General features: G+C 70.0%; 18 protein-coding genes. 10 read left to right on the top strand and 8 right to left on the bottom strand.

Annotated elements, in window-relative coordinates; genetic code table 11:
• The first annotated feature begins 120 nt into the window (after positions 1–120).
• From ACI2JZ_RS12800 to ACI2JZ_RS12790, 3 genes are all read left to right on the top strand, one after another.
• Positions 121–1,284, top strand: coding sequence for an acyl-CoA dehydrogenase family protein (locus ACI2JZ_RS12800; protein WP_404597867.1), 1,164 nt, complete (start codon positions 121–123; stop codon positions 1,282–1,284).
• Positions 1,285–1,399: 115 nt separating this feature from the next.
• Positions 1,400–1,621: an antitoxin gene (locus ACI2JZ_RS12795; protein WP_336641076.1), complete on the top strand. Its 222-nt coding sequence runs from the start codon at positions 1,400–1,402 to the stop codon at positions 1,619–1,621.
• The gene (locus ACI2JZ_RS12790) at positions 1,618–1,989 is read left to right on the top strand and encodes a type II toxin-antitoxin system PemK/MazF family toxin (protein WP_404597865.1); all 372 of its coding nucleotides are present in this window, start codon (positions 1,618–1,620) and stop codon (positions 1,987–1,989) included. Before ACI2JZ_RS12795 ends, ACI2JZ_RS12790 begins: the two co-directional genes overlap by 4 nt.
• A 26-nt stretch (positions 1,990–2,015) precedes the next feature.
• Here ACI2JZ_RS12790 and ACI2JZ_RS12785 read toward each other — a convergent pair whose 3' ends face one another.
• The 6 genes from ACI2JZ_RS12785 to ACI2JZ_RS12760 form a co-directional block, all read right to left on the bottom strand.
• A complete protein-coding gene (locus tag ACI2JZ_RS12785) occupies positions 2,016–2,642 on the bottom strand; it encodes an ECF transporter S component (RefSeq protein WP_404597864.1) in 627 nt (208 codons plus the stop codon).
• Complete coding sequence (locus tag ACI2JZ_RS12780; RefSeq protein WP_404597863.1) at positions 2,639–3,514, bottom strand: siderophore-interacting protein; 876 nt, start codon at positions 3,512–3,514, stop codon at positions 2,639–2,641. The genes ACI2JZ_RS12785 and ACI2JZ_RS12780 overlap by 4 nt, the downstream gene beginning before the upstream one ends.
• A gap of 10 nt (positions 3,515–3,524) precedes the next feature.
• Complete coding sequence (locus tag ACI2JZ_RS12775) at positions 3,525–4,346, bottom strand: energy-coupling factor transporter transmembrane component T (protein WP_404597862.1); 822 nt, start codon at positions 4,344–4,346, stop codon at positions 3,525–3,527.
• Positions 4,343–6,046, bottom strand: a complete 1,704-nt coding sequence (locus tag ACI2JZ_RS12770) for an ABC transporter ATP-binding protein (protein WP_404597861.1) — start codon at positions 6,044–6,046, stop codon at positions 4,343–4,345. Before ACI2JZ_RS12770 ends, ACI2JZ_RS12775 begins: the two co-directional genes overlap by 4 nt.
• 195 nt (positions 6,047–6,241) lie before the next feature.
• Complete coding sequence (locus ACI2JZ_RS12765; protein WP_247623569.1) at positions 6,242–6,787, bottom strand: ECF transporter S component; 546 nt, start codon at positions 6,785–6,787, stop codon at positions 6,242–6,244.
• A gap of 69 nt (positions 6,788–6,856) precedes the next feature.
• Entirely contained in the window at positions 6,857–9,406 is a 2,550-nt protein-coding gene (locus tag ACI2JZ_RS12760) for an ABC transporter (RefSeq protein ID WP_404597860.1), read from the bottom strand.
• A 183-nt stretch (positions 9,407–9,589) separates the two neighbouring features.
• Between ACI2JZ_RS12760 and ACI2JZ_RS12755 the strand changes: the two genes are divergently transcribed.
• The 6 genes from ACI2JZ_RS12755 to ACI2JZ_RS12730 all read left to right on the top strand — a co-directional run bounded on the left by ACI2JZ_RS12755 (position 9,590) and on the right by ACI2JZ_RS12730 (position 15,955).
• Complete coding sequence (locus ACI2JZ_RS12755) at positions 9,590–11,872, top strand: carbon starvation CstA family protein (protein ID WP_247623567.1); 2,283 nt, start codon at positions 9,590–9,592, stop codon at positions 11,870–11,872.
• A gap of 1 nt (position 11,873) precedes the next feature.
• The gene (locus tag ACI2JZ_RS12750) at positions 11,874–12,113 is read left to right on the top strand and encodes a YbdD/YjiX family protein (RefSeq protein WP_247623566.1); all 240 of its coding nucleotides are present in this window, start codon (positions 11,874–11,876) and stop codon (positions 12,111–12,113) included.
• A gap of 106 nt (positions 12,114–12,219) precedes the next feature.
• Positions 12,220–13,401, top strand: coding sequence for a sensor histidine kinase (locus tag ACI2JZ_RS12745; protein WP_404597859.1), 1,182 nt, complete (start codon positions 12,220–12,222; stop codon positions 13,399–13,401).
• 9 nt (positions 13,402–13,410) lie between these two features.
• Positions 13,411–14,130, top strand: a complete 720-nt coding sequence (locus tag ACI2JZ_RS12740; protein WP_404597857.1) for a LytR/AlgR family response regulator transcription factor — start codon at positions 13,411–13,413, stop codon at positions 14,128–14,130.
• Entirely contained in the window at positions 14,127–14,501 is a 375-nt protein-coding gene (locus ACI2JZ_RS12735) for a heavy metal transporter (RefSeq protein ID WP_404597855.1), read from the top strand. Before ACI2JZ_RS12740 ends, ACI2JZ_RS12735 begins: the two co-directional genes overlap by 4 nt.
• The gene (locus tag ACI2JZ_RS12730; protein ID WP_404597854.1) at positions 14,498–15,955 is read left to right on the top strand and encodes a cation acetate symporter; all 1,458 of its coding nucleotides are present in this window, start codon (positions 14,498–14,500) and stop codon (positions 15,953–15,955) included. The genes ACI2JZ_RS12735 and ACI2JZ_RS12730 overlap by 4 nt, the downstream gene beginning before the upstream one ends.
• A 15-nt stretch (positions 15,956–15,970) precedes the next feature.
• Here the strand turns inward: ACI2JZ_RS12730 and ACI2JZ_RS12725 are convergent, their stop codons facing one another.
• On the bottom strand, positions 15,971–16,888 hold the full coding sequence (locus ACI2JZ_RS12725; protein WP_404597852.1) for a pirin family protein: 918 nt from the start codon (positions 16,886–16,888) through the stop codon (positions 15,971–15,973).
• Positions 16,885–17,187, bottom strand: a complete 303-nt coding sequence (locus ACI2JZ_RS12720) for a GNAT family N-acetyltransferase (RefSeq protein ID WP_247623560.1) — start codon at positions 17,185–17,187, stop codon at positions 16,885–16,887. The genes ACI2JZ_RS12725 and ACI2JZ_RS12720 overlap by 4 nt, the downstream gene beginning before the upstream one ends.
• Before the next feature lie 212 nt (positions 17,188–17,399).
• Here ACI2JZ_RS12720 and recQ point away from each other — a divergent pair, with 212 nt between their 5' ends.
• Entirely contained in the window at positions 17,400–19,451 is a 2,052-nt protein-coding gene (gene recQ / locus ACI2JZ_RS12715) for a DNA helicase RecQ (RefSeq protein WP_404597850.1), read from the top strand.
• The last annotated feature ends 146 nt before the right edge of the window (positions 19,452–19,597 follow it).

The raw sequence follows: 19,597 nt of genomic DNA, 5'->3' as shown, positions 1-19,597 counted from the left end.
CAATCGCGGTACCCAGTACCACGAAACGCGGGATGCATTCCCACAACGTCCTGTCGCGGCATTCGTCATCGCCCTAGACTCGCGGGAGCAAAGACGCCGACACGTTCAGGAGGACGCGCAATGGAACGCGACATCTATGAAGAGGATCACGAGGCCTTCCGCGACCTCGTCAAGGACTTCGTCAAGCGCCACGTGACGGGTGCGGACATCGAGCGGTGGGATGCCGCGGGCGAGGTCGACCGCGACACCATGCGCGCGGCCGGCGAGGCCGGGATCATCGGCCTGTCGGTTCCCGAGGAGTTCGGCGGGGCCGGGATGCTGCAGGACTACCGCTTCCGCGCGGTCGTGAACGAAGAGGTCATCGCCGCCGGCGCGGGCTCGCTCGCCGGGGCCTTCGGCATCCAGGACGACCTGGCGGTTCCGTACCTCGTGCACATGGGCACTCAGGAGCAGAAGTCGAAATGGCTGCCGCGGATGGCGACCGGCGAGGTCGTCGGCGCGCTCGCGATGACCGAGCCCGGCGCGGGCAGCGACCTGCGCGGCATCAAGACCACTGCCAAGAAGGTCGACGGCGGGTACATCGTCAACGGTGCCAAGACGTTCATCTCGTCGGGCGCGACCGCCGACCTGGTCGTCACGTTCGTGAAGACCGGTGAGGGCAACCGACCGGATGCGTTCAGCCTCGTGCTCATCGAGAACGGCATGGAGGGCTTCGACCACGGCAAGAAGCTGCACAAGATGGGCTTCCAGGGCCACGACACGGCAGAGCTGTCGTTCAGCGACGTGTTCGTTCCCGACGAGAACCTCATCGGCGGGGTCGAGGGCAAGGGCTTCGTGCAGCTCATGATGAACCTGCCGCTCGAGCGCCTGTCGATCGGCGTCGCGGGTGCCGCGGCCGCGCAGGCCGCCCTCGACTGGACCGTCGCCTACACGAAGGACCGCGAAGCGTTCGGCGAGCGGATCATCGACTTCCAGAACAGCCGCTTCGCGATCGCCGACATGGCCACGACCGTCGACGCGCTGTGGGCGTACATCGATCGGGCGCTGCTCGCGTACTCGCGGGGCAAGCTGTCGGCCGAGGAGGCCGCGAAGGTCAAGTTCTGGGCCACCGAGCGCGAGTGGGAGGTGCTCGATCAGGGCGTGCAGTTGCACGGTGGCTACGGCTACATCACCGAGTACCCGATCGCCCGCGCGTTCCTCGACGCCCGCGTGCACCGCATCTACGGAGGCACGAACGAGATCATGCGCGAGATCGTCGGCCGCCAGATCGCCGGCAAGCGCTGACTCCCGCCCCCGCTACTCGGCGGGGTCCCTGAGCCTGTCGAAGGGCCCCGCGCGACGTCCCAAGCGCGAATGTCAGGAGGTGGCAATATCCTTGCTACCCGAGTAGCATTGAGGCATGACGAACAGCAAGGTCAGCCTCAGCCTCAGTGCGAGTGACGTAGCGTTCCTCGACGCGGAGGTCTTGATGGGAAAATACGCCACCCGGTCGGCGGCGGTTCAGGATGCGGTGGCGCTCTTGCGCGAGAGCCGCCTGGCAGATGCCTACGCCGAAGCATTCGCTGAAGGCTACGACGACGAATGGGACACGGCTGCCAGCGACGGACTCGCCTCAGCGTGAGTGCGCCGTCGACCACGCTGCTGCGGCGCGGCCAGATCGTGCTGGTCGCCTTCGACCCGGTTGTCGGGGCCGAGGCCGCGAAGACCCGTCCTGCCGTTGTCGTCAGCAACAACACGGCCAACACCGCGGCTGTACGCAGCACGCGTGCGACGGTAACGGTCGCGCCGGTCACGTCCAATGTCGCGCGAGTCCTCCCTTTTCAGGTTCTGTTGCCTGCGGTGGGCACCGGGCTCAGCGTCGATTCGAAGGTTCAGATCGAACAAGTCCGCACGATCGCGACCTCGCGCATTGTTCGGCCGGTGGGATGGGTGCCTGCTGAACTGATGGGAGAGGTCGACGAGTGCCTTCGCATGCACCTCGCACTGTGATCGTCGTCCGGCATTAACACCGCGCGTCAGCGGCGTCCGCCGACTCCGGCGCGGCGTAGGCGATCCGCGATCAGGATGCCGAGGGCCGTCGCCGCGACGCAGCTGGCCATCGTGACGGCGAAGAACGCCGCCTGGTACCCGAGGCCGAAGCTGCCCAGGTCGAACCAGGCCCATGCCGAGATCGGGTAGACGATCGCGACGGCGACCGCTCCGACGTAGTGCATCCAGGTGCCCCAGTAGCGCCACAGCACGAACAGGAACGGCAGCTCGGTGAACGCCGCCCACCAGAGGTTCGTGGCGACGCTGCCGAAGCCGTACCCCGAGAACGGCACCATGACGAGCCCCGCGATCAGGGCGACGAGCAAGCCCACGAGCGGACGCTTGAGCAAACGCAGCGCGATCACCGAGGGCAGCAGCCACAGCCCGGCGAGGCCCATCCCGAGGAAGGGCAGGGGTCCGGTGAGCAGGGTCGAGAGCCAGTTCATCGGCGCGAGCAGAACCGCCCCGGCGACGCCGAGCGCCGCACAGGTCAGCAGCAGGGCAGTGGGGAAGCGCACCCGTCCGCGCGCGGGCCGCGTGGCCACGGCATCCGCTTCCGTCGCCGCATCCGCGCCCGAACGGGCAGTCGACGAAGCGGCATCCGCCCCGCTCATCCGAGCGGCTCCGCGGCGGCCTCGCGAGCGGCCTTCGACGTCGGGGAGGCGGCACCGATCTTCCAGTAGCCGCAGAAGCTGACGGTGTTCTTGTCGACGCCGCGCTCGCCGACGAGCAGCTTGCGCACACCCGAAGCGAGCGACTGCTCTCCGGCCGCGTAGGTGTGGAACGTCTCGGCCGGCAGGTCGATCTCGGCGACCCGCTGCAGCGCGAGGGCTCCCGGCTGCTCGTCGTGCGGGCGCAGCACCCACTCGACCGAGAGCCCCTCGGGGTGGGGGAAGTCGAGGGCGTCGTCGAGCGACGGCACCTCGATGATCGCGGTGCCGATGGCCCCCACGGGAACGGATTCCGCGATCGACGCGATCGCCGGCAGGGCCGTCTCGTCGCCCACGAGCAGCACCCGGTCGACACCGCGCTCGGGATTGAAGGTGAGGCCCTCGTCGATGATGAGCACGTGCTCGCCCGGGGTGCAGGTCTCGGCCCACCGCGATGCGGGTCCGGCGGTGCCCTCGGCGGCCGATCCGTGCAGCACGAAGTCGACGTCGATCTCGGCGCCGCGATCGCCCTCGGCCGGTCGGTACGCGCGCACGCTGTAGTTGCGCATCACGGGGCGCTCGCCGTCGGGGATGCGCAGGAACTTCAGGTACCCGAACATCTTGTTGGCCTTGGCGGGCACGCGGTCGAGTCCGGCGTCACCGCCGATCGGCAGGAACAGGCGGAACCACTGATCGAAGCCCATCGGCCGGAACTTCTCGATCTCACCGCCACCGAGGGTCACGCGCATCCAATGCGGGGAGAGACGCTCGGAGCGCAGCACGGTGAGGTGCACGAGTTCCTGCGTCTCGGGCTTGACGAGCTTGCTGAACGCCATCGGGTGCCTTTCAGAGGGAGGGCGGTTGCCAGGGGGAGAACACGAGGAGGATCACCGCGGATGCCGCGAGGCTCAGCGCGACGAAGATCGTGTCTCGCGTGCGGAACGGCACCAGGTGCCGCTCGGTGCGGGTGGGGTGTGCGCCGAAGGCCCGGGAGTCCATCGCGAGGGCGACGCGCTCGGCGTGCCGGATGGCCCCGGCGAGCAGCGGGACGATGTACCCCCATCCGCGTGCGATGCGCGAGAAGGGGCCGTTGCCGCCGTGGTGTCCTCGCACGCGATGGGCTGCGCGGATCACCGAGAGCTCGTAGCCGAAGCGCGGCACGAAACGGAACGCGGCCAACGCCGTGTAGCCGATGCGGTACGGAACCCGCAGCTGCTGCACGCTCGCCCGCACGAGGTCGGGTCCGCTGGTGGTGAGCCCGCCGATGAGGGCGAGCGAGATGATCGCGCCGAGGCGCAACGCCGTGGCGAAACCGATCATCAGTGCTCCGCTGTAGAGCGTCCAGTCGCCGATCTGCAGCATCGGGGTCGTGTCGCCGACGAGCGCGGTGTCGACCCAGAGGGAGAAGCTCACGCCGATCACGGCCATGCCGACGGGCAGCACCGCGAGCAGCATGAGCAGACGCCAGGTGAGGCGGGCGCCGACGAGCAGCAGCAGATAGGCGAGCAGCAGGAACGCGGCCGGAGTGGCGAGGTCGCGCACGAACACCAGGAAGATCATCGCCGGGGCGAATCCCGCCACCTTCGCGAGCGGGTTGAGGGCGTAGAGGAACTGATGCCGCGAGGTGACGGTCATCGTCGCGTACGGGTCGAACGCGGTGGCGGTCATGCCTCGGCCCCCCGTGCGTGCGCCGCGAGCACCCGCTGCAGAGCGGGCAGGCGGAGCCCCGCCGAGGTGAACGTCTGCTCGTCGCGGAAGAGATCGGCCGTGCGTCCGCTCGCGTGCACGCGCCCGTCGGCGAGGATTACGGTGTGCGTCGTGTGCTCGGCGACGAGCTGCAGGTCGTGGGTGACGATCACGATCGTCGTGCCCTCGGCGCGCAGACTCTGCAGCAGCGCGAGCAGCTCGGTCGCCCGCGCGCGATCCTGACCGAAGGTCGGCTCGTCGAGCGCGAGAATGCGGGGGCGGGTGATCAGCGCGGTGCCCACCGACAGGCGGCGCTTCTCGCCGCCCGACAGCAGGAACGGATGCACGTCGGCCTTGTGCGCGAGGCCGAAGCGCTCGAGCATCTCGGTCACGCGCTCGGTGATCTCGGCATCCGTGATCTGCTCGCCCTGGGGTCCGTGAGCCTGTCGAAGGGTCAGCCCGTGCGCGAGCTCGTCGAACACCGTATGCGCGATGAACTGGTGCTCGGGGTTCTGGAACACGAAGCCGATGCGGGCGGCGAGGTCGCGAGGAGCGGCCCGCCCGGGGTCGATGCCGTCGACGTCGACCTGTCGCTTCGGCGGGGGCACGACGCCGGCGAGTGCCTGGATGAGCGTGGTCTTGCCGGCCCCGTTGGCGCCGACGATGGCGGTGAGGCTGCCGGGCGTGAGATCGAGGTCGATGCCGTGCAGGATCTCGGTGCGGCCCCGGCGCACGGTGAGCCCGCGCGCCCGGATGATCGCCTCGCCCGAGGGCGCGGCATCCGTCGTCGGGTCGGTCGCGGTCGTGGCCGCGCTCGGGCGATCGGATGCCGGGGGCAGCTGTGCCGCCAGCTCCTCGGGTGTCAGGGGCAGGGGGTCGAGACGGATGCCGTCGTCGCGCAGTCGCAGCGCCGCCAGCGTCGCCGCGGGCAGCCACACCCCCATCGCGACGAGCTCGTCGGTGTGCGCACGGAGGATCTCGGCGACCGGACCGTCGTAGGCGACCCGCCCCTCGCGGTCGAGCACGATCGTGCGAGTGACGAATCCCATCGCGGCGTCGAGGTTGTGTTCGACGAGGAGGATAGCCCGGTCGCCCGCGGCGATCACGTCGGCGAGCGCGGCGTAGACGTCATCGATGCCCTGCGGGTCGAGGTTCGCGGTCGGCTCGTCGAGCACGATCAACGGCGACCCCATGGCGAGGGCGCAGGCGATCGCGAGGCGCTGGCGACCGCCGCCCGAGAGCCGGTCGGGGTTGTCGTCGCGGCGCTCCCATAGCCCGACGCGGCGCAAAGCGTCTTCGGTGCGGGCGGTGACCTCGGCGAGGGGCAGGCGCAGGTTCTCGGGGCCGAACGCGACCTCGTCGTAGAGGGTTCCGGTGACGATCTGGGCATCCGGGTCCTGGAAGACCATCGCGACCCGCGTGCTCAGCTCGGAGGTCTGCGCGTCGGCCGTGTCGACTCCGCCCGCCTCGACCGTGCCGGTCATGGTGGCGGGAAGCGCGTGCGGGATGAGCCCGTTCAGCGCGAGCGTGAGCGTCGACTTGCCCGAGCCCGAGGGGCCGAGCAGCAGCACGACCTCGCCCGGGTCGATGTCGAACGACACGTCGCGCGGGGAGGGGTGCGCGGCATCCGCGTGGGTGAGAGAGACATCACGCACGCGGAGAAGAGGCGCGGATGGGCGCACGGCGAGACCCCGGGTCGGTGGACGTACGTCTTCGGTGGAACGTACGTCTCTAACTTAGCCGAGCCTTACCTGACCTCGCGACGTGTGTTCGTGAGTCCGTGAGGGGTCGAGGCACGCCTCACGCCCGGCATCCGCTGAGGCGTGTCTCGACCCCTCACGGAGAGTCGAGCGCGACGGATGGCGGAAACGACGCGCTCAGCGACGGGCGACGCCGGCGCGGCTGAGCGCCGTGCCGACCGCGAGGCCGATCGCGGTCCACGCGATGGGGCCGAGCACCGAGATCGCGAGGTACGTGATCTGCGCCCACAGCGGCATCGTGCCGAGATGTGCGGCGAAGAACACGGCGACCGCCACGACGACGCCGATCAGCGCCGCCGAGATGAAGAAGCGCCAGGCGCCCCAGGCGCGGTAGCGGGTGAGAGCCGCGACGCCCTCCTGGATCGCGCCGAACAGCAGCGCCGTGCCGATGAAGCGCAGCGCCCAGGCCGGGTTGAACGCGCTCGAGACGAGCGCGGCGATCAGGTGCGTGATGAGCGCCACGAACGGACGCCGCAGCACCTCCTGCGCGATGATCCCCGGCAGCACGTGCGAGCCGAGCACGAGCCCGTAGAGGAAGAGCAGGGGGCTCGCGAGCAGGATCGGCGTGACCCATCCGGCGATGCCTCCGATGAGGCCGGTCGCGACGCCGATCGCGGCGCAGATCAGCAGCACGCGGGTCGGCAGGACAGAGGTTCGGGCCACGGTTCCAGCCTACTTGCGCGTTCGATGCGCGGATGCCGAGGGGGCCGTGCAAAAGCACGGCGTCGGTGGTCAGCGCAGGCGTTCGGCCAGGTAGGGCGCCGTGCGGCTCGCGGGATTCTGCGCGACGTGCTCCGGGGTTCCGGCCGCGATGACGCGGCCCCCCGCGTCGCCACCGGCGGGCCCGAGGTCGATGACCCAGTCCGCCGCAGCGACGACGTCCATCTCGTGCTCGACGACCACCACGGTGTCTCCGGAGTCGACCAGCGCATGCAGCTGCGCGAGCAGCCGTTGCACGTCGGCGGGGTGCAACCCGGTGGTCGGCTCGTCGAGCAGATACAGAGTGTGGCCACGGCGCACGCGCTGCAGCTCGGTCGCCAGTTTGATGCGCTGCGCCTCGCCGCCGGAGAGCTCGGTGGCGGGCTGGCCGAGGCGGAGGTATCCGAGCCCGACGTCGAGGAGAGCACGCAGGCTGCGCGCCGCCGCCGGAATCGAGGCCAGCGCCTCGGATGCCTGCTCGACGGTGAGGGCGAGCACGTCGGCGATGGTCCGGCCGTCGTAGGTGACCTCGAGCGTTTCGGCGTTGTACCGCGCGCCGTCGCACGTCGGGCAGCGCCCGTAGCTGCCGGGGAGGAACAGCAGCTCGACCGAGACGAATCCCTCGCCGAGGCAGGTCTCGCAGCGCCCGCCGGCGACGTTGAACGAGAAGCGTCCGGCGCCGTACCCGCGCTCGCGAGCGAGGTCGGTGCGGGCGAAGACCGCACGCACGGCATCGAACAGACCCGTGTAGGTCGCAAGGTTCGAGCGCGGTGTGCGGCCGATCGGCTTCTGGTCGACCCGTACGAGACGATCGATGTGCTCGAGGCCGCGCACGTCGCGCACCGTCAGGGAGTCGGCGCCCGCATCCGGCACCGTCGCCTCGGCCGGTCGGGAGTCGTCGCCTCCGGCATCGATCGGGGCGTCGTCGATCTCGTCGGGGGCGTCGTCCGCGCGCAGGTGCGCGCGCACGACATCGGGGAGCACCCGACTGACGAGTGTCGACTTGCCCGACCCCGAGACGCCCGTCACGGCGACGAGGGTGCCGAGCGGGACGGATGCATCGATGTCGGCGAGGTTGTGCAGGCTCACGCCCTCGACCGTGAGCCACGGCGATGCCTCGCGGCGGTCGCGGCGCGTCACGGATGCCGCCTGCGCCTCGGGGAACAGGAACGGGCGGGTGACGGATGCCTCGACAGCGGCGAGCCCCGGCACCGCACCGCTGTAGAGGACGTGCCCACCGCCTTCGCCGGCTCCGGGGCCGACGTCGACGATCCAATCGGCGTGCCGGACGATGTCCATGTTGTGCTCGACCACGAAGACCGAGTTCCCGGAGCGCTTGAGCTGTGCGAGCACGTCGAGCAGCTGCTCGGCGTCGGCGGGATGCAGGCCGGCCGAGGGCTCGTCGAGCACGTAGACCACCCCGAAGAGTCCCGACCGCAGCTGCGTCGCGAGCCGGAGCCGCTGCATCTCACCGGGGGACAGCGTGGTCGTCGCTCGGCCCAGCCCCAGGTAGCCGAGCCCCAGGTCGGTGAGCACCTCGATGCGCGCGAGCAGGTCGGTCGTGAGGGCGACGGCGACGTCGGTGCGCTCGCCCGAGAGAGTGGTGGGGAGCGCAGGCGTGACCTCGGTGAGCTGCGTCGTCGGGCGGATGACGTCGGCGAGGTCGGTCAGGGGGAGAGCGTTGAGCTCGGCGATCGATCGGCCGGCGAACGTGACGGCCAGGGCCTCGCGCCGCAGCCCCGTACCCCCGCACAGCGGGCACGGCCCGGATCGCACGAACTGGAGCACCTTGGTGCGCATCATCTGGCTCTTGGAGTCGGAGAGCGTGTGGAAGACGTACTTCTTGGCGCTCCAGAACATGCCGTTGTAGGGCTTGGCCACGCGGTCGCGCTGCGGAGTGATCTGCACCACCGGCTGCTCGTCGGTGAAGAGCAGCCACTCGCGATCGGCGGGGGGAAGATCCCGCCAGGGGACGTCGACGTCGTAGCCGAGCGCGATCGTGATGTCGCGCAGGTTCTTCGCCTGCCACGCGCCCGGCCAGGCGGCGATCGCTCCTTCGCGGATGCTCAGCGAAGGGTCGGGCACGAGCGAGTCCTCGGTGACGGTGTGCGCGACGCCGATGCCGTGACACTCCGGGCAGGCTCCGGCGACGGTGTTGGGTGAGAACGCATCGGAATCGAGCCGGGTCGTGAAACCCTCCGGGAAGGTGCCCGCCCGGGAGAAGAGCATGCGCAACGAGTTCGACAGCGTCGTCACGGTGCCGACGCTCGATCGCGAGCTGGGCGCGCCGCGCCGCTGCTGCAGGGCGACCGCCGGGGGCAGGCCCGAGATCGATTCGACGTGCGGATCGTGGCCCTGCTGGATGAGCCGCCTCGCATACGGCGCCACCGACTCGAGATATCGGCGCTGGGCTTCCGTGAAGATGGTGCCGAACGCGAGCGACGACTTGCCCGATCCCGAGACTCCGGTGAACGCGACGATCCGATCGCGTGGCATGTCGACATCGACGGAGCGGAGGTTGTTCTCGTTCGCCCCGCGGACGCGGACGAACGAGTCGGGTGCGTTCTCAGAGGGGGAGGGCATTGTCGCGAGTGTATCCGCGACGTCGGACATCGCCCTGGGTGCCGTTCAGGAACGGATGCCGCGGCATCCGTTCGTCGCATCGTCGATGCCGCTCGTCGCACGGCATCCGCTCCCGCCCCTCGACCCCCGCGCCCGTTTCCTAGCGTGGGGGAACGCAATGACGCGCACCCCGAGGAGAACCCCATGACCGCACCTTCGTCGCGCCGACGCGGCGCCGGAACCGTCGACGACGAGCCCATCATCGTCACCGACCCGAAACTCCCACCCGTCGCCCTCTCTCCCGAGCACGAGGAGAAGAGCCGGCGCTGGACCCTCCCGAAGATCCTGATCTGGACGGCGATCGCGCTGCTCGGCGGTGTCGCCTGGGTGATGCTCGCGATCGTGCGCGGCGAGACCGTGAACGCGATCTGGTTCGTCTTCGCGGCGGTCTGCACCTATCTGATCGGCTACCGCTTCTACTCGAAGGTGATCGAGAAGTACATCACCCGCCCCGACGACCGCCGCGCGACACCGGCCGAGGTCAAGCAGGACGGCAAGGACTACGTCCCCACCGACCGCCGCGTGCTCTACGGGCACCACTTCGCCGCGATCGCCGGCGCCGGCCCGCTCGTCGGCCCCGTGCTCGCCGCGCAGATGGGCTACCTGCCCGGCACGATCTGGATCATCGTGGGTGTCGTGCTCGCGGGCGCCGTGCAGGACTACACCGTGCTGTTCTTCTCGATGCGCCGCGGAGGCCGCACGATCGGCCAGATGGCACGTCAGGAACTCGGACGGATCGGCGGCACCGCCGCGATCATCGCCTCGCTGCTGATCATGCTGATCATCGTCGCGATCCTCGCGCTCGTCGTCGTCAACGCCCTCGGTGAGAGCCCCTGGGGCGTCTTCTCGGTGGCGATGACCATCCCGATCGCGATCTTCATGGGCATCTACCTGCGCTTCCTGCGCCCGGGCAAGGTCACCGAGGTCTCGATCATCGGGTTCGTGCTGCTCATGGCCGCGATCATCGGCGGCGGCTGGGTCGCCGGCACCGAGTGGGGTCAGGCGATCTTCCACCTCGACCGCACCACGATCGCGTGGGGCATCATCATCTACGGCTTCATCGCCGCGGTGCTCCCGGTGTGGCTGCTGCTCGCTCCCCGCGACTACCTCTCGACGTTCATGAAGATCGGTGTGATCGTGATGCTCGCCGGAGCGATCATCCTGGTGCGCCCCGAGATCACGGTGCCCGCGGTCAGCATCTTCGGCGAGAACGGCATGGGGCCGGTGTTCGCCGGTCCTCTCTTCCCCTTCCTGTTCGTGACCATCGCCTGCGGAGCGTTGTCGGGCTTCCACGCCCTGATCGCCTCCGGCACGACGCCCAAGCTCGTCGAGAAGGAGCGTCAGACGCGCTTCATCGGCTACGGCGGCATGCTCATGGAGTCGTTCGTCGCGATCATGGCGCTCGTCGCCGCGATCTCGATCGACCAGGGCATCTACTTCGCGATGAACGCGCCATCGGCGGTGACGGGCGGTACGGTCGAGGGCGCGGTCGCCTTCGTGAACTCGCTGGGTCTGACGGGGGTGAACCTCACCCCCGAGATGCTCACCGGCACGGCTCAAGCGGTCGGCGAGGAGTCGATCGTCTCGCGCACCGGCGGCGCCCCGACCCTCGCGCTCGGCCTCGCGCACATCATGCAGCAGGCGCTCGGTGGGCAGGCGCTCATGGCGTTCTGGTACCACTTCGCGATCATGTTCGAGGCGCTGTTCATCCTCACGGCGGTGGATGCCGGCACCCGCGTCGCCCGCTTCATGCTGCAGGACTCGATCGGCGCCTGGTTCCCGAAGTTCCGCGACGTCTCGTGGCGGCCCGGCGTGTGGATCTGCACGGCGATCATGGTGGCCGGCTGGGGAGCGATCCTCATCCTCGGCGTCACCGACCCGCTCGGCGGCATCAACACGTTCTTCCCGCTGTTCGGCATCGCGAACCAACTGCTCGCCGCGATCGCGCTCGCCGTGGTGATGGCGATCGTCGCCAAGCGCGGCCGCAGCTACGTCAAGTGGTTGTGGATCATCGGCCTGCCGCTCGCGTTCACCGCGGTCGTGACGGTCACGGCCTCGCTCTACAAGATCTTCTCGCCGGTCCCGGCGATCGGATACTGGGCGAACCACTTCCGCTACCTCGAGGCGCTGAACACCGGCGACACGTCGCTCGGCGAACGCGAGGTGCTCGAAGCGGTCATCCGCAACACGGCCGTGCAGGGCACGCTCTCGATCATCTTCGTGACGCTCGCGCTGATCGTCATGATCGCGGCGATCGTCGTCACCATCAAGGCGATCCGCAACGGCGGCGGCGAGAACACCGAAGACGAACCGGTCGCCTCCCGCCGGTTCGCCCCGGCGGGCTTCCTGCCCAACGCCGACGAGCGCGAGCTCGAGAAGCAGTGGGAGCCGATCCTCGCCGATGAGCGCAAGGTCTCGAGCCACTGACATGGTGATCCATCACACGGATGCCGCGCCCACCCCGTTGCGTGCACTGATCGGTGCCGCGGCGCGGGTCGGGCGCGGCATCCGCTGGTACATGACGACGCTGATGGGCGACACGGCCTACGCGACCTACGTCGCCCATCACCGTCGTCATCATCCGGACGAGGACCCGATGACCGAGCGCCAGTTCTGGCGTCAGCGCATGGACGACCAGGACCGCAACCCCGGCGCCCGGTGCTGCTGACCGGTGCGCCCGGCGGGGCCCTTCGACAAGCTCAGCGACCCACAAGGGCTGGGTCGCTGAGCCTGTCGAAGCGTCCCCCACGAGGCACCCTGCCTAGGCTGATCACATGACCGACGTCGTTCTCGCCGCCGTGCTGGGCGTGCTCGGCGGCATCGCGCTGACGGTGCTGCTGCTGCTCGCCCGCCGTCTCGCGCGCGGCGCGGCCGATCTCGGCAGCGAGGGTGAGCAGGCGGCTCTGCGGGCGCTGCATCACGCGAGTCTCGCCGCTCCGCACCTGCGCGCGGGCCTCTCGGCTCCGGAGGTCGTGAAGGCCGCCCGGCACCTGCGCGTGCTGCTCGGCAGTGCCGCGGTCGCGATCGTCGCCGCCGACGACACCGTCTCGTTCGACGGCGCGCCCGATGGGATGGAAGCCGCGGCCGTGCGGATCGCGAGCCGCGTGCGTGAATCGGGTCGCCGACAGGTCTTCCCCTCGCAGGCCGCCGACGACCATCTCGAGGGCGTCGGTGCGCCGATCGTCGTCGACGGCCACGTGATCGGCGTGGTCGTCGCGTTCGCCGCCCCGGTGCGGGCGGCGCTGGTGCGGGCGGCCGAAGAGGTCGCCGACTGGTGCGCGGCACAGGTCGAGCTGGGCGGACTCGACGCCTCGCGCACCCAGCTCGCCGAGGCCGAACTGCGCTCGCTGCGCGCGCAGATCTCGCCGCACTTCATCTACAACGCCCTCACGGCGATCGCCTCCTTCATCACGACCGATCCCGCCCGCGCCCGCGATCTCGTGCTCGAGTTCGCCGACTTCACCCGTTACTCGTTCCGGCGGCAGGGCGAGTTCACGACCGTGGCCGATGAGCTCGAGAGCATCCGTTCCTACCTCGAGCTCGAGCGCGCCCGCTTCGGCGAGCGTCTGCGCGTGACGCTGCAGATCGCGCCCGAGACTCTCGCGACGGTGATCCCGTTCCTCTCCGTGCAGCCGCTCGTCGAGAACGCGGTGCGCCATGGGCTCGAGCCGGGCGAGGGCGGGGGCGAGATCCGGATCGCGTCGCGCGACGAGGGCACGCACACCGAGATCACGGTGGAGGATGACGGCATCGGCATGGATCCGGATGCCCTGCGCTCCACGCTCACAGCGGCCGACGACGGCCTGCACGTGGGGCTGCGCAACGTCGATACGCGTCTGCGTCAGCTCTACGGCGCGGACGGCGGTCTGGTCGTCGAGACGAACACCGGCGCCGGTACCCTGGTGCGCATGCGGGTGCCCAAGTCGCAACCGCTGAACGACCCGGACAACGACTGAGGTGCGGCCATGATCGACGTGCTCGTCGCCGACGACGAGAGACCGGCGCTCGACGAACTCGTGCACCTGCTGGGCACCGATGAGCGCATCGGCGACATCCTCACGGCCACGACGGGTGCCGACGCCCTGCGGCAGCTGTCCCAGCGCGCGGTGCGCATCGCCTTCCTCGACATCCACATGCCCGGTCTGCTCGGCACCGAACTCGCGCGAGGACTGCTCTCGCTCGCCGAACCGCCCGCCGTGGTCTTCGTCACCGCCGATGACGCCCGCGCCGTCGAGGCCTTCGAACTGCGCGCGGCCGACTACCTGCTCAAGCCCGTGCGCGCGGCCCGTCTGCGGCAGGCCGTCGACCGGGTGATCGAGCGCGGTGACGCACCCTCGGCCGGTGACGACGAGGTGCTGCCCGTATCGATCGGCTTGGCGGTGCGCTTCGTACGCCGCAGCGACATCCGCTGGGTGCGGGCGCAGGGCGACTACTCGCGGCTCCACGACGACGGCGATGCCGGGCATCTCGTGCGCATCCCGATCTCCGAACTCGAGGCGCGATGGGCGGATGCCGGATTCCTGCGCATCCATCGCTCGACACTGGTGCGGGCATCCGCCGTCACCGAGGCCCGACTCTCGGGCACCGATCCGTCGGTGTCGGTGGGCGAGATCGTGCTGCCGGTGAGCAGGCGCCTGGTGCCGACCGTGCGCGAGGCACTGGTGCGCAGCGAGGGGCTGCCGTGACGGAGGCGCCCAAGCGGGTGCGGGTGACGGCGGATGCCGCGCCGCGCCGCCAGACGACGGCGACGCGCGGGATCGCCCTGCCGGGCTCCCCGGTCGACGAAGCGGATGCCGTGTACGCGCGCGCCCTGATGCGCAGCCAGTTCCGGCTCGCCCTCGGCACGATCGCCGGGTTCGTGCTGGTGGTGCTGGCGATGGCGTTGACGATCGCGCTCATCCCTGCGATCGATCGGATCGTGCTGTGGGGGCTGCCGTTGTCGTGGCTGCTGCAGGCGTTCGCGTTCTATCCGGTGATCCTCGTGTTCGCGCTGCTGTACGTGCGCACCGCCGCGCGCAACGAGCGCCGGTACCGTGCCCTGCGGGACCGCGAGTGAACGCGGTCCTCGATCTGGTCGGCGTCGCGCTCGTAGTCGTCGCGACGCTGCTGATCGGCGTCTACGGCCTGCGGATCTCGCGCACGACGAGCGACTTCTTCGTCGCCTCCCGCACCGTGCGCCCGGTGTGGAACGCCTCGGCGATCAGCGGGGAGTACCTCTCGGCGGGCACCTTCCTGGGGCTCTCGGGGCTGGTACTGCTCGACGGGGCGCGTGGGTTCTGGTTCCCGATCGGCTACGCGGCGGGATATCTGCTGGTGCTCGCGTTCGTCGCCGCACCCCTGCGCCGCAGCGGGGCGTACACGATCCCCGATTTCGTCGAGGCCCGGTTGGAGTCGACCTCGGCGCGACGGGTGACGAGTGCGGCCGTGCTCATCATCGGTTGGCTGTACATCGTGCCGCAGCTGCACGGTGCGGGCATCACCCTCGTCGTCGTCGCGGGGCTGCCGGAGTGGGTGGGCGCGGTGACCGTGGCGGTGCTCGTGGCCGCCGCCGTCGCCGCGGGCGGCATGCGCGCGATCACCTACGTGCAGGCGTTCCAGTACTGGCTCAAACTCACGGCACTCCTCGTGCCGGTCATCCTCATCGCGTTCGCGCTGAGCGGCGGTCCGCACGACTTCGACCCCGCGCTCGTGTTCCCCGCCGAGGCCGGCCCTTTGGGGTTCGACGCCTATGAGACGGCATCCCTCCTGCTCGCCCTGCTGCTGGGCACGATGGGGCTGCCGCACGTGCTCGTGCGCTTCTACACGAGCCCGACCGGCGTCTCGGCGCGCCGCACCACCGTGATCGTGATCGCGATGGTGAGCGCGTTCTACGCGGTGTCGAGCGGCATGGGACTGCTGGCGCGCATCGCCGCCCCCGACCTCGCGGTGCCGGGTCTCGCCGACACCGTCGTGCTGCAGCTGCCGTCGCGGGTGTTCCCCGGCATCATCGGCGAGCTGCTGACGGCCCTCATCGTCGCCGGGGCCTTCGCGGCATTCCTCGCGACGTCGGCGGGACTCGTCGTGTCGCTCGCCGGGGTGATCAGCCAGGACGTCTTCTCGGGCTCGGTGCGCTCGTTCCGCGTCTCGGCGCTGCTGTGCGCGCTGGTGCCTCTCGCGATCGCGCTGCTCACGGTGCCGGCGGGGTTGGTCGCGAGCGTCGGCGTGGTGTTCGTCGTCGCGGCATCCACGCTGTCGCCGGTCGTGCTGCTGGGGGTCTGGTGGCGCGGGCTCACCGCGCGCGGGGCCGTGGCCGGCATGGTGAGCGGAGGGGTCGCGTGCGGGCTCGCGCTGCTCGTGCATGCGGCGATCGACGGGGTCGGAATCGCCGCACCGTATCTCGCGCAGCCGGCCGCGTGGACGATTCCGCTCGCCGTCGTCGTCACGGTCGTCGTGTCGGTGCTCGACCCGCGCGGGCCCTCGCCCCGCACCGACCGGTTCCTCGCCCGCGTGCACACCCCCGAGCGCGGGTGACGGATGCCGCGGGCGTCAGAGCTTGCGGCTGCGAGGCATCAGGCGCACGGGTGGCAGCGGAGGAGCCGGGATGCGCACGTCGTGCCCCTCGACCTCTCCGAAGCGGGCAGATGCCGCCTCCCACTCCTCGCGCGCCTCGGCGATCTCGTCGTGCGAGCGGCCCGCGAAGTTCCACCACATGACGATCTCGTCTTCGAAGGGCTCGCCGCCGAGCACGAACAGCAGGGCGCCCTCGGCGCTCTCGACCGTGACCGTGTCGCGGGAGTCGCCCAGATAGAGGGTGTCGTTGAGGGAGAGCGGATGCTCCGCCACCTGCGCATCGCCCTCGACGAGCATCACGGCGTGCTCCCACTCGGGGCGCAGCGGCAGCCGCACGCGGGCTCCCGCGGGCACGACGATCTCGGCGCCGACGATCGGGGTGTGCACGGTCGCCGGTGAACGGACGCCGGCGAACTCGCCGAGAACGACGGTGGCGGAGGCATCCGCTCCCTGTTCGGCGGGCACGGTGAGCCCGGGCAGTTCGGTGTGGCGCTCGAAGCCGGCGGCCCCGTGCCGCGCGGACTCCGGCAGCACCACCCAGAACTGCAGGGCGTCGAGGGGGATCGGGTCGTCGCCGATCGAGTACTCGGAGTGCGAGATGCCGTTGCCCGCCGTCATGAGGTTGAGCTGCCCGCGGCGCAGATCGGCATCGCTGCCGAGAGAGTCGCGGTGGCGGATCTCGCCGACGAGCGGCCAGGTCACGGTCTGCAGGCCGATGTGCGGGTGGGGCTCGACGCGCATGCGGGTATCGGCGGGGCCGAAGCGGTCGAGGAAGCACCACGCGCCGATGGTCGGCAGGTTGCGGTGGGGCAGCGCACGCAGCACGTTCATGCCCCGGACTCCGCCGAGGGGAACCTCGCGGGGTTCGAGGACGATGCGCCGCTCGCCGATCATGCGCCCGGTCGCTTCGGCCAGCGGATCTCGGCGCCCGGGATCTCGTGCGTCTCGAGGTAGGAGGCGATGTAGGGGCACAGCGGCACGATCGCGTCGCCGCTCGCCGCGGCATCCGTCAGCGCGGCCTTCGCGAGCTTGCCTGCCAGCCCCTGCCCCTGGAACGCGGGGTCGATCTCGGTGTGCGTGAACCGGATCTGGCCGTGCTTCGTCTCGAACGCGGCGAAGCCGGCGAGCAGGTCTCCGGTGCGGATCTCGTAGCGCGAGTCGTCGTCGTTGCGGGTGACGGTGATGTCGGTCATCGGATGCTCCTTCGGGCGTCTGGTTCAAACCTACGCCCGCGCGGGGGAGCGCGGCTCACCCCGGTGAGGGGTCAGAACACGCCGCGCGCCCCGGGGCCGTGGCGGCGTGTTCTGACCTCTCAGGGTGTGGGGATACGGCGGCGCTCGCCCGCCGATGAGTCACCTGTGGAGAGGGGCGGGCCGGCGTCGGCGGGGGTCGTTACGCTGGAGGGATGCCGCAGACTCCCCGTGACCCGTACGCGGACCTGCCGTACGCCGACGAGCCTTACGACGACGGGTGGGAGCCCAGCGCCCCGCCCGAGCCGATGGACTGGGAGCCGCAGGGCGCCGGTTTCGAGCCGCCCCTCGACTGGGGCCCCGGCCCCACGACCCCGGTGTCGACGGCATCCGCACCGCGGCCGAGCAGCGCACCCGTCACCCGCCGCGCCACGCCGAGCCGATACGCGACCGCGCGCGAGGCCTTGCACACGGTCTTCGGCTACGACGAGTTCCGCGGCGACCAGGCCGCGATCGTCGATCAGGTGATCGCCGGCGGCGACGCGGTGGTGCTGATGCCCACCGGTGGCGGCAAGAGCATCACGTATCAAGTTCCCGCGCTCGTGCGCGAGGGCACCGGACTCGTCGTGAGTCCGCTCATCGCTCTCATGCACGACCAGGTCGACGCGCTGCGTGCCAACGGCGTCAACGCCGCCTACCTCAACTCCACGCAGTCGCCGCAGGAGCGTGCAGAGGTCGAGCGCTCCTACATCGCGGGTGAGCTCGACGTCATCTACGTCGCCCCCGAGCGTCTGTCGAACGCGCAGACCACGGCGCTCCTCCAGCGCGGCACCCTCAGCGTGATCGCGATCGACGAGGCGCACTGCGTGTCGCAGTGGGGGCACGATTTCCGCCCCGACTACCTCGCGCTGGGCGACCTGGGCGAGCGGTTCCCCGGGGTTCCGCGTATGGCGCTCACGGCCACCGCCACCCGCGCCACACACCAGGAGATCACGGAGCGTCTTCAGCTCGGTACCGCGCAGCACTTCGTCGCCAGTTTCGATCGCCCGAACATCCAGTACCGGATCGTGCCGAAGGTCGACCCGCGCAAGCAGCTCGTCTCCTTCATCAAGTCGCAGGAGTCCGCCGAAGGCGCGGCCACCGGTCCCGCGGGAATCGTCTACGCGCTCAGCCGCAAGTCGGTCGAGCAGACCGCCACGTATCTCGCCGCGCAGGGCCTCGACGCCCTGCCGTACCACGCAGGGCTCCCCGCCGAGGTGCGGGCCGCCAACCAGTCGCGGTTCCTGCGCGAGGACGGCGTCGTCATGGTGGCGACGATCGCTTTCGGCATGGGCATCGACAAGCCCGATGTGCGTTTCGTCGCCCATATCGACCTGCCCAAGTCGGTCGAGGGCTACTACCAGGAGACGGGACGGGCGGGGCGCGACGGCGAGCCGTCCGTCGCCTGGATGGCCTACGGCCTGGGCGATGTCGTGCAGCAGCGGCGCCTGATCGACCAGAGCCCCGGCGACCGCACCTTCAAGATGCGCATGGGACAGCACCTCGACGCGATGCTGGCCCTGTGCGAGACGGTCGAGTGCCGCCGGCAGAACCTGCTCGGCTACTTCGGCCAGGAGTCGCAGCCCTGCGGCAACTGCGACACCTGCCTCGAAGACACCGAGACCTTCGACGGACTCGTCCCCGCCCAGAAGCTGCTCTCGACGATCGTGCGCCTCAAGCGCGAGCGCAACCAGGCCTTCGGCGCGGGGCATCTGATCGACATCCTCCGGGGCGCGTCGACCGAACGCATCCGCCAACAGGGCCACGACAAGCTCGCCACCTACGGCATCGGGTCCGATCTCTCGGATCAGGATTGGCGCAGTGTGGTTCGCCAACTTCTCGCCCGGAGCATTCTCATGGCGCAGGGGGAATATGGCACCCTCGCGCCCGGCGAACAGGCCGCCGGGGTGCTGCGTGGAGAGACCGCCGTGCCCCTGCGCAAAGACACGATCGGGCGTGCGACGACTACGCGCGCACGCAAGGCGACGGCCGCGGATTCGGTGGATGCCGACGACCGGCCGCTCTTCGAAGCCCTCCGGGTCTGGCGTGCGGAAACCGCTCGTGAACTGGGCAGACCCGCGTACATGGTGTTCAGCGACGCCACGCTCCGCGCCCTCACGGAGAACCGCCCGGCGAGCCTCGCCGACCTCGATGGCATCAGCGGCATCGGAGCGAAGAAGCGTGACGACTACGGCGACGCCGTGCTCTCGGTCATCGCCGCCAACTGATCCTCTCCCCCAGCGTCTCCGTCGATGACACGGAGCGCACAATGACGTTTCGCGACCCTGAATATTCTTTAAATGGAATTCGCTGAACGCCTAGACAACCATCGAGATCTCCCGTAGAAACACTCTTACTTGCGCCTGACCGGTAA

It is taken from the genome of Microbacterium sp. NPDC087868 (assembly GCF_044900755.1).
Classification (GTDB): Bacteria; Actinomycetota; Actinomycetes; order Actinomycetales; family Microbacteriaceae; genus Microbacterium; species Microbacterium galbinum.
Note: the sequence above shows the minus strand (reverse complement) of the source record. Positions and strands in the feature narration are given on the sequence as shown.

Coding starts and splice junctions, on each gene's coding strand:
- ACI2JZ_RS12785 (WP_404597864.1), bottom strand. CDS start 2,642: ATGAGCGGGGCGGATGCCGCTTCGTCGACTGCCCGTTCGGGCGCGGAT.
- ACI2JZ_RS12720 (WP_247623560.1), bottom strand. CDS start 17,187: ATGACCGACATCACCGTCACCCGCAACGACGACGACTCGCGCTACGAG.
- ACI2JZ_RS12750 (WP_247623566.1), top strand. CDS start 11,874: ATGGTGATCCATCACACGGATGCCGCGCCCACCCCGTTGCGTGCACTG.
- ACI2JZ_RS12745 (WP_404597859.1), top strand. CDS start 12,220: ATGACCGACGTCGTTCTCGCCGCCGTGCTGGGCGTGCTCGGCGGCATC.
- ACI2JZ_RS12775 (WP_404597862.1), bottom strand. CDS start 4,346: ATGACCGCCACCGCGTTCGACCCGTACGCGACGATGACCGTCACCTCG.
- ACI2JZ_RS12795 (WP_336641076.1), top strand. CDS start 1,400: ATGACGAACAGCAAGGTCAGCCTCAGCCTCAGTGCGAGTGACGTAGCG.
- ACI2JZ_RS12800 (WP_404597867.1), top strand. CDS start 121: ATGGAACGCGACATCTATGAAGAGGATCACGAGGCCTTCCGCGACCTC.
- ACI2JZ_RS12740 (WP_404597857.1), top strand. CDS start 13,411: ATGATCGACGTGCTCGTCGCCGACGACGAGAGACCGGCGCTCGACGAA.
- ACI2JZ_RS12755 (WP_247623567.1), top strand. CDS start 9,590: ATGACCGCACCTTCGTCGCGCCGACGCGGCGCCGGAACCGTCGACGAC.
- ACI2JZ_RS12725 (WP_404597852.1), bottom strand. CDS start 16,888: ATGATCGGCGAGCGGCGCATCGTCCTCGAACCCCGCGAGGTTCCCCTC.
- ACI2JZ_RS12760 (WP_404597860.1), bottom strand. CDS start 9,406: ATGCCCTCCCCCTCTGAGAACGCACCCGACTCGTTCGTCCGCGTCCGC.
- ACI2JZ_RS12780 (WP_404597863.1), bottom strand. CDS start 3,514: ATGGCGTTCAGCAAGCTCGTCAAGCCCGAGACGCAGGAACTCGTGCAC.
- recQ (WP_404597850.1), top strand. CDS start 17,400: ATGCCGCAGACTCCCCGTGACCCGTACGCGGACCTGCCGTACGCCGAC.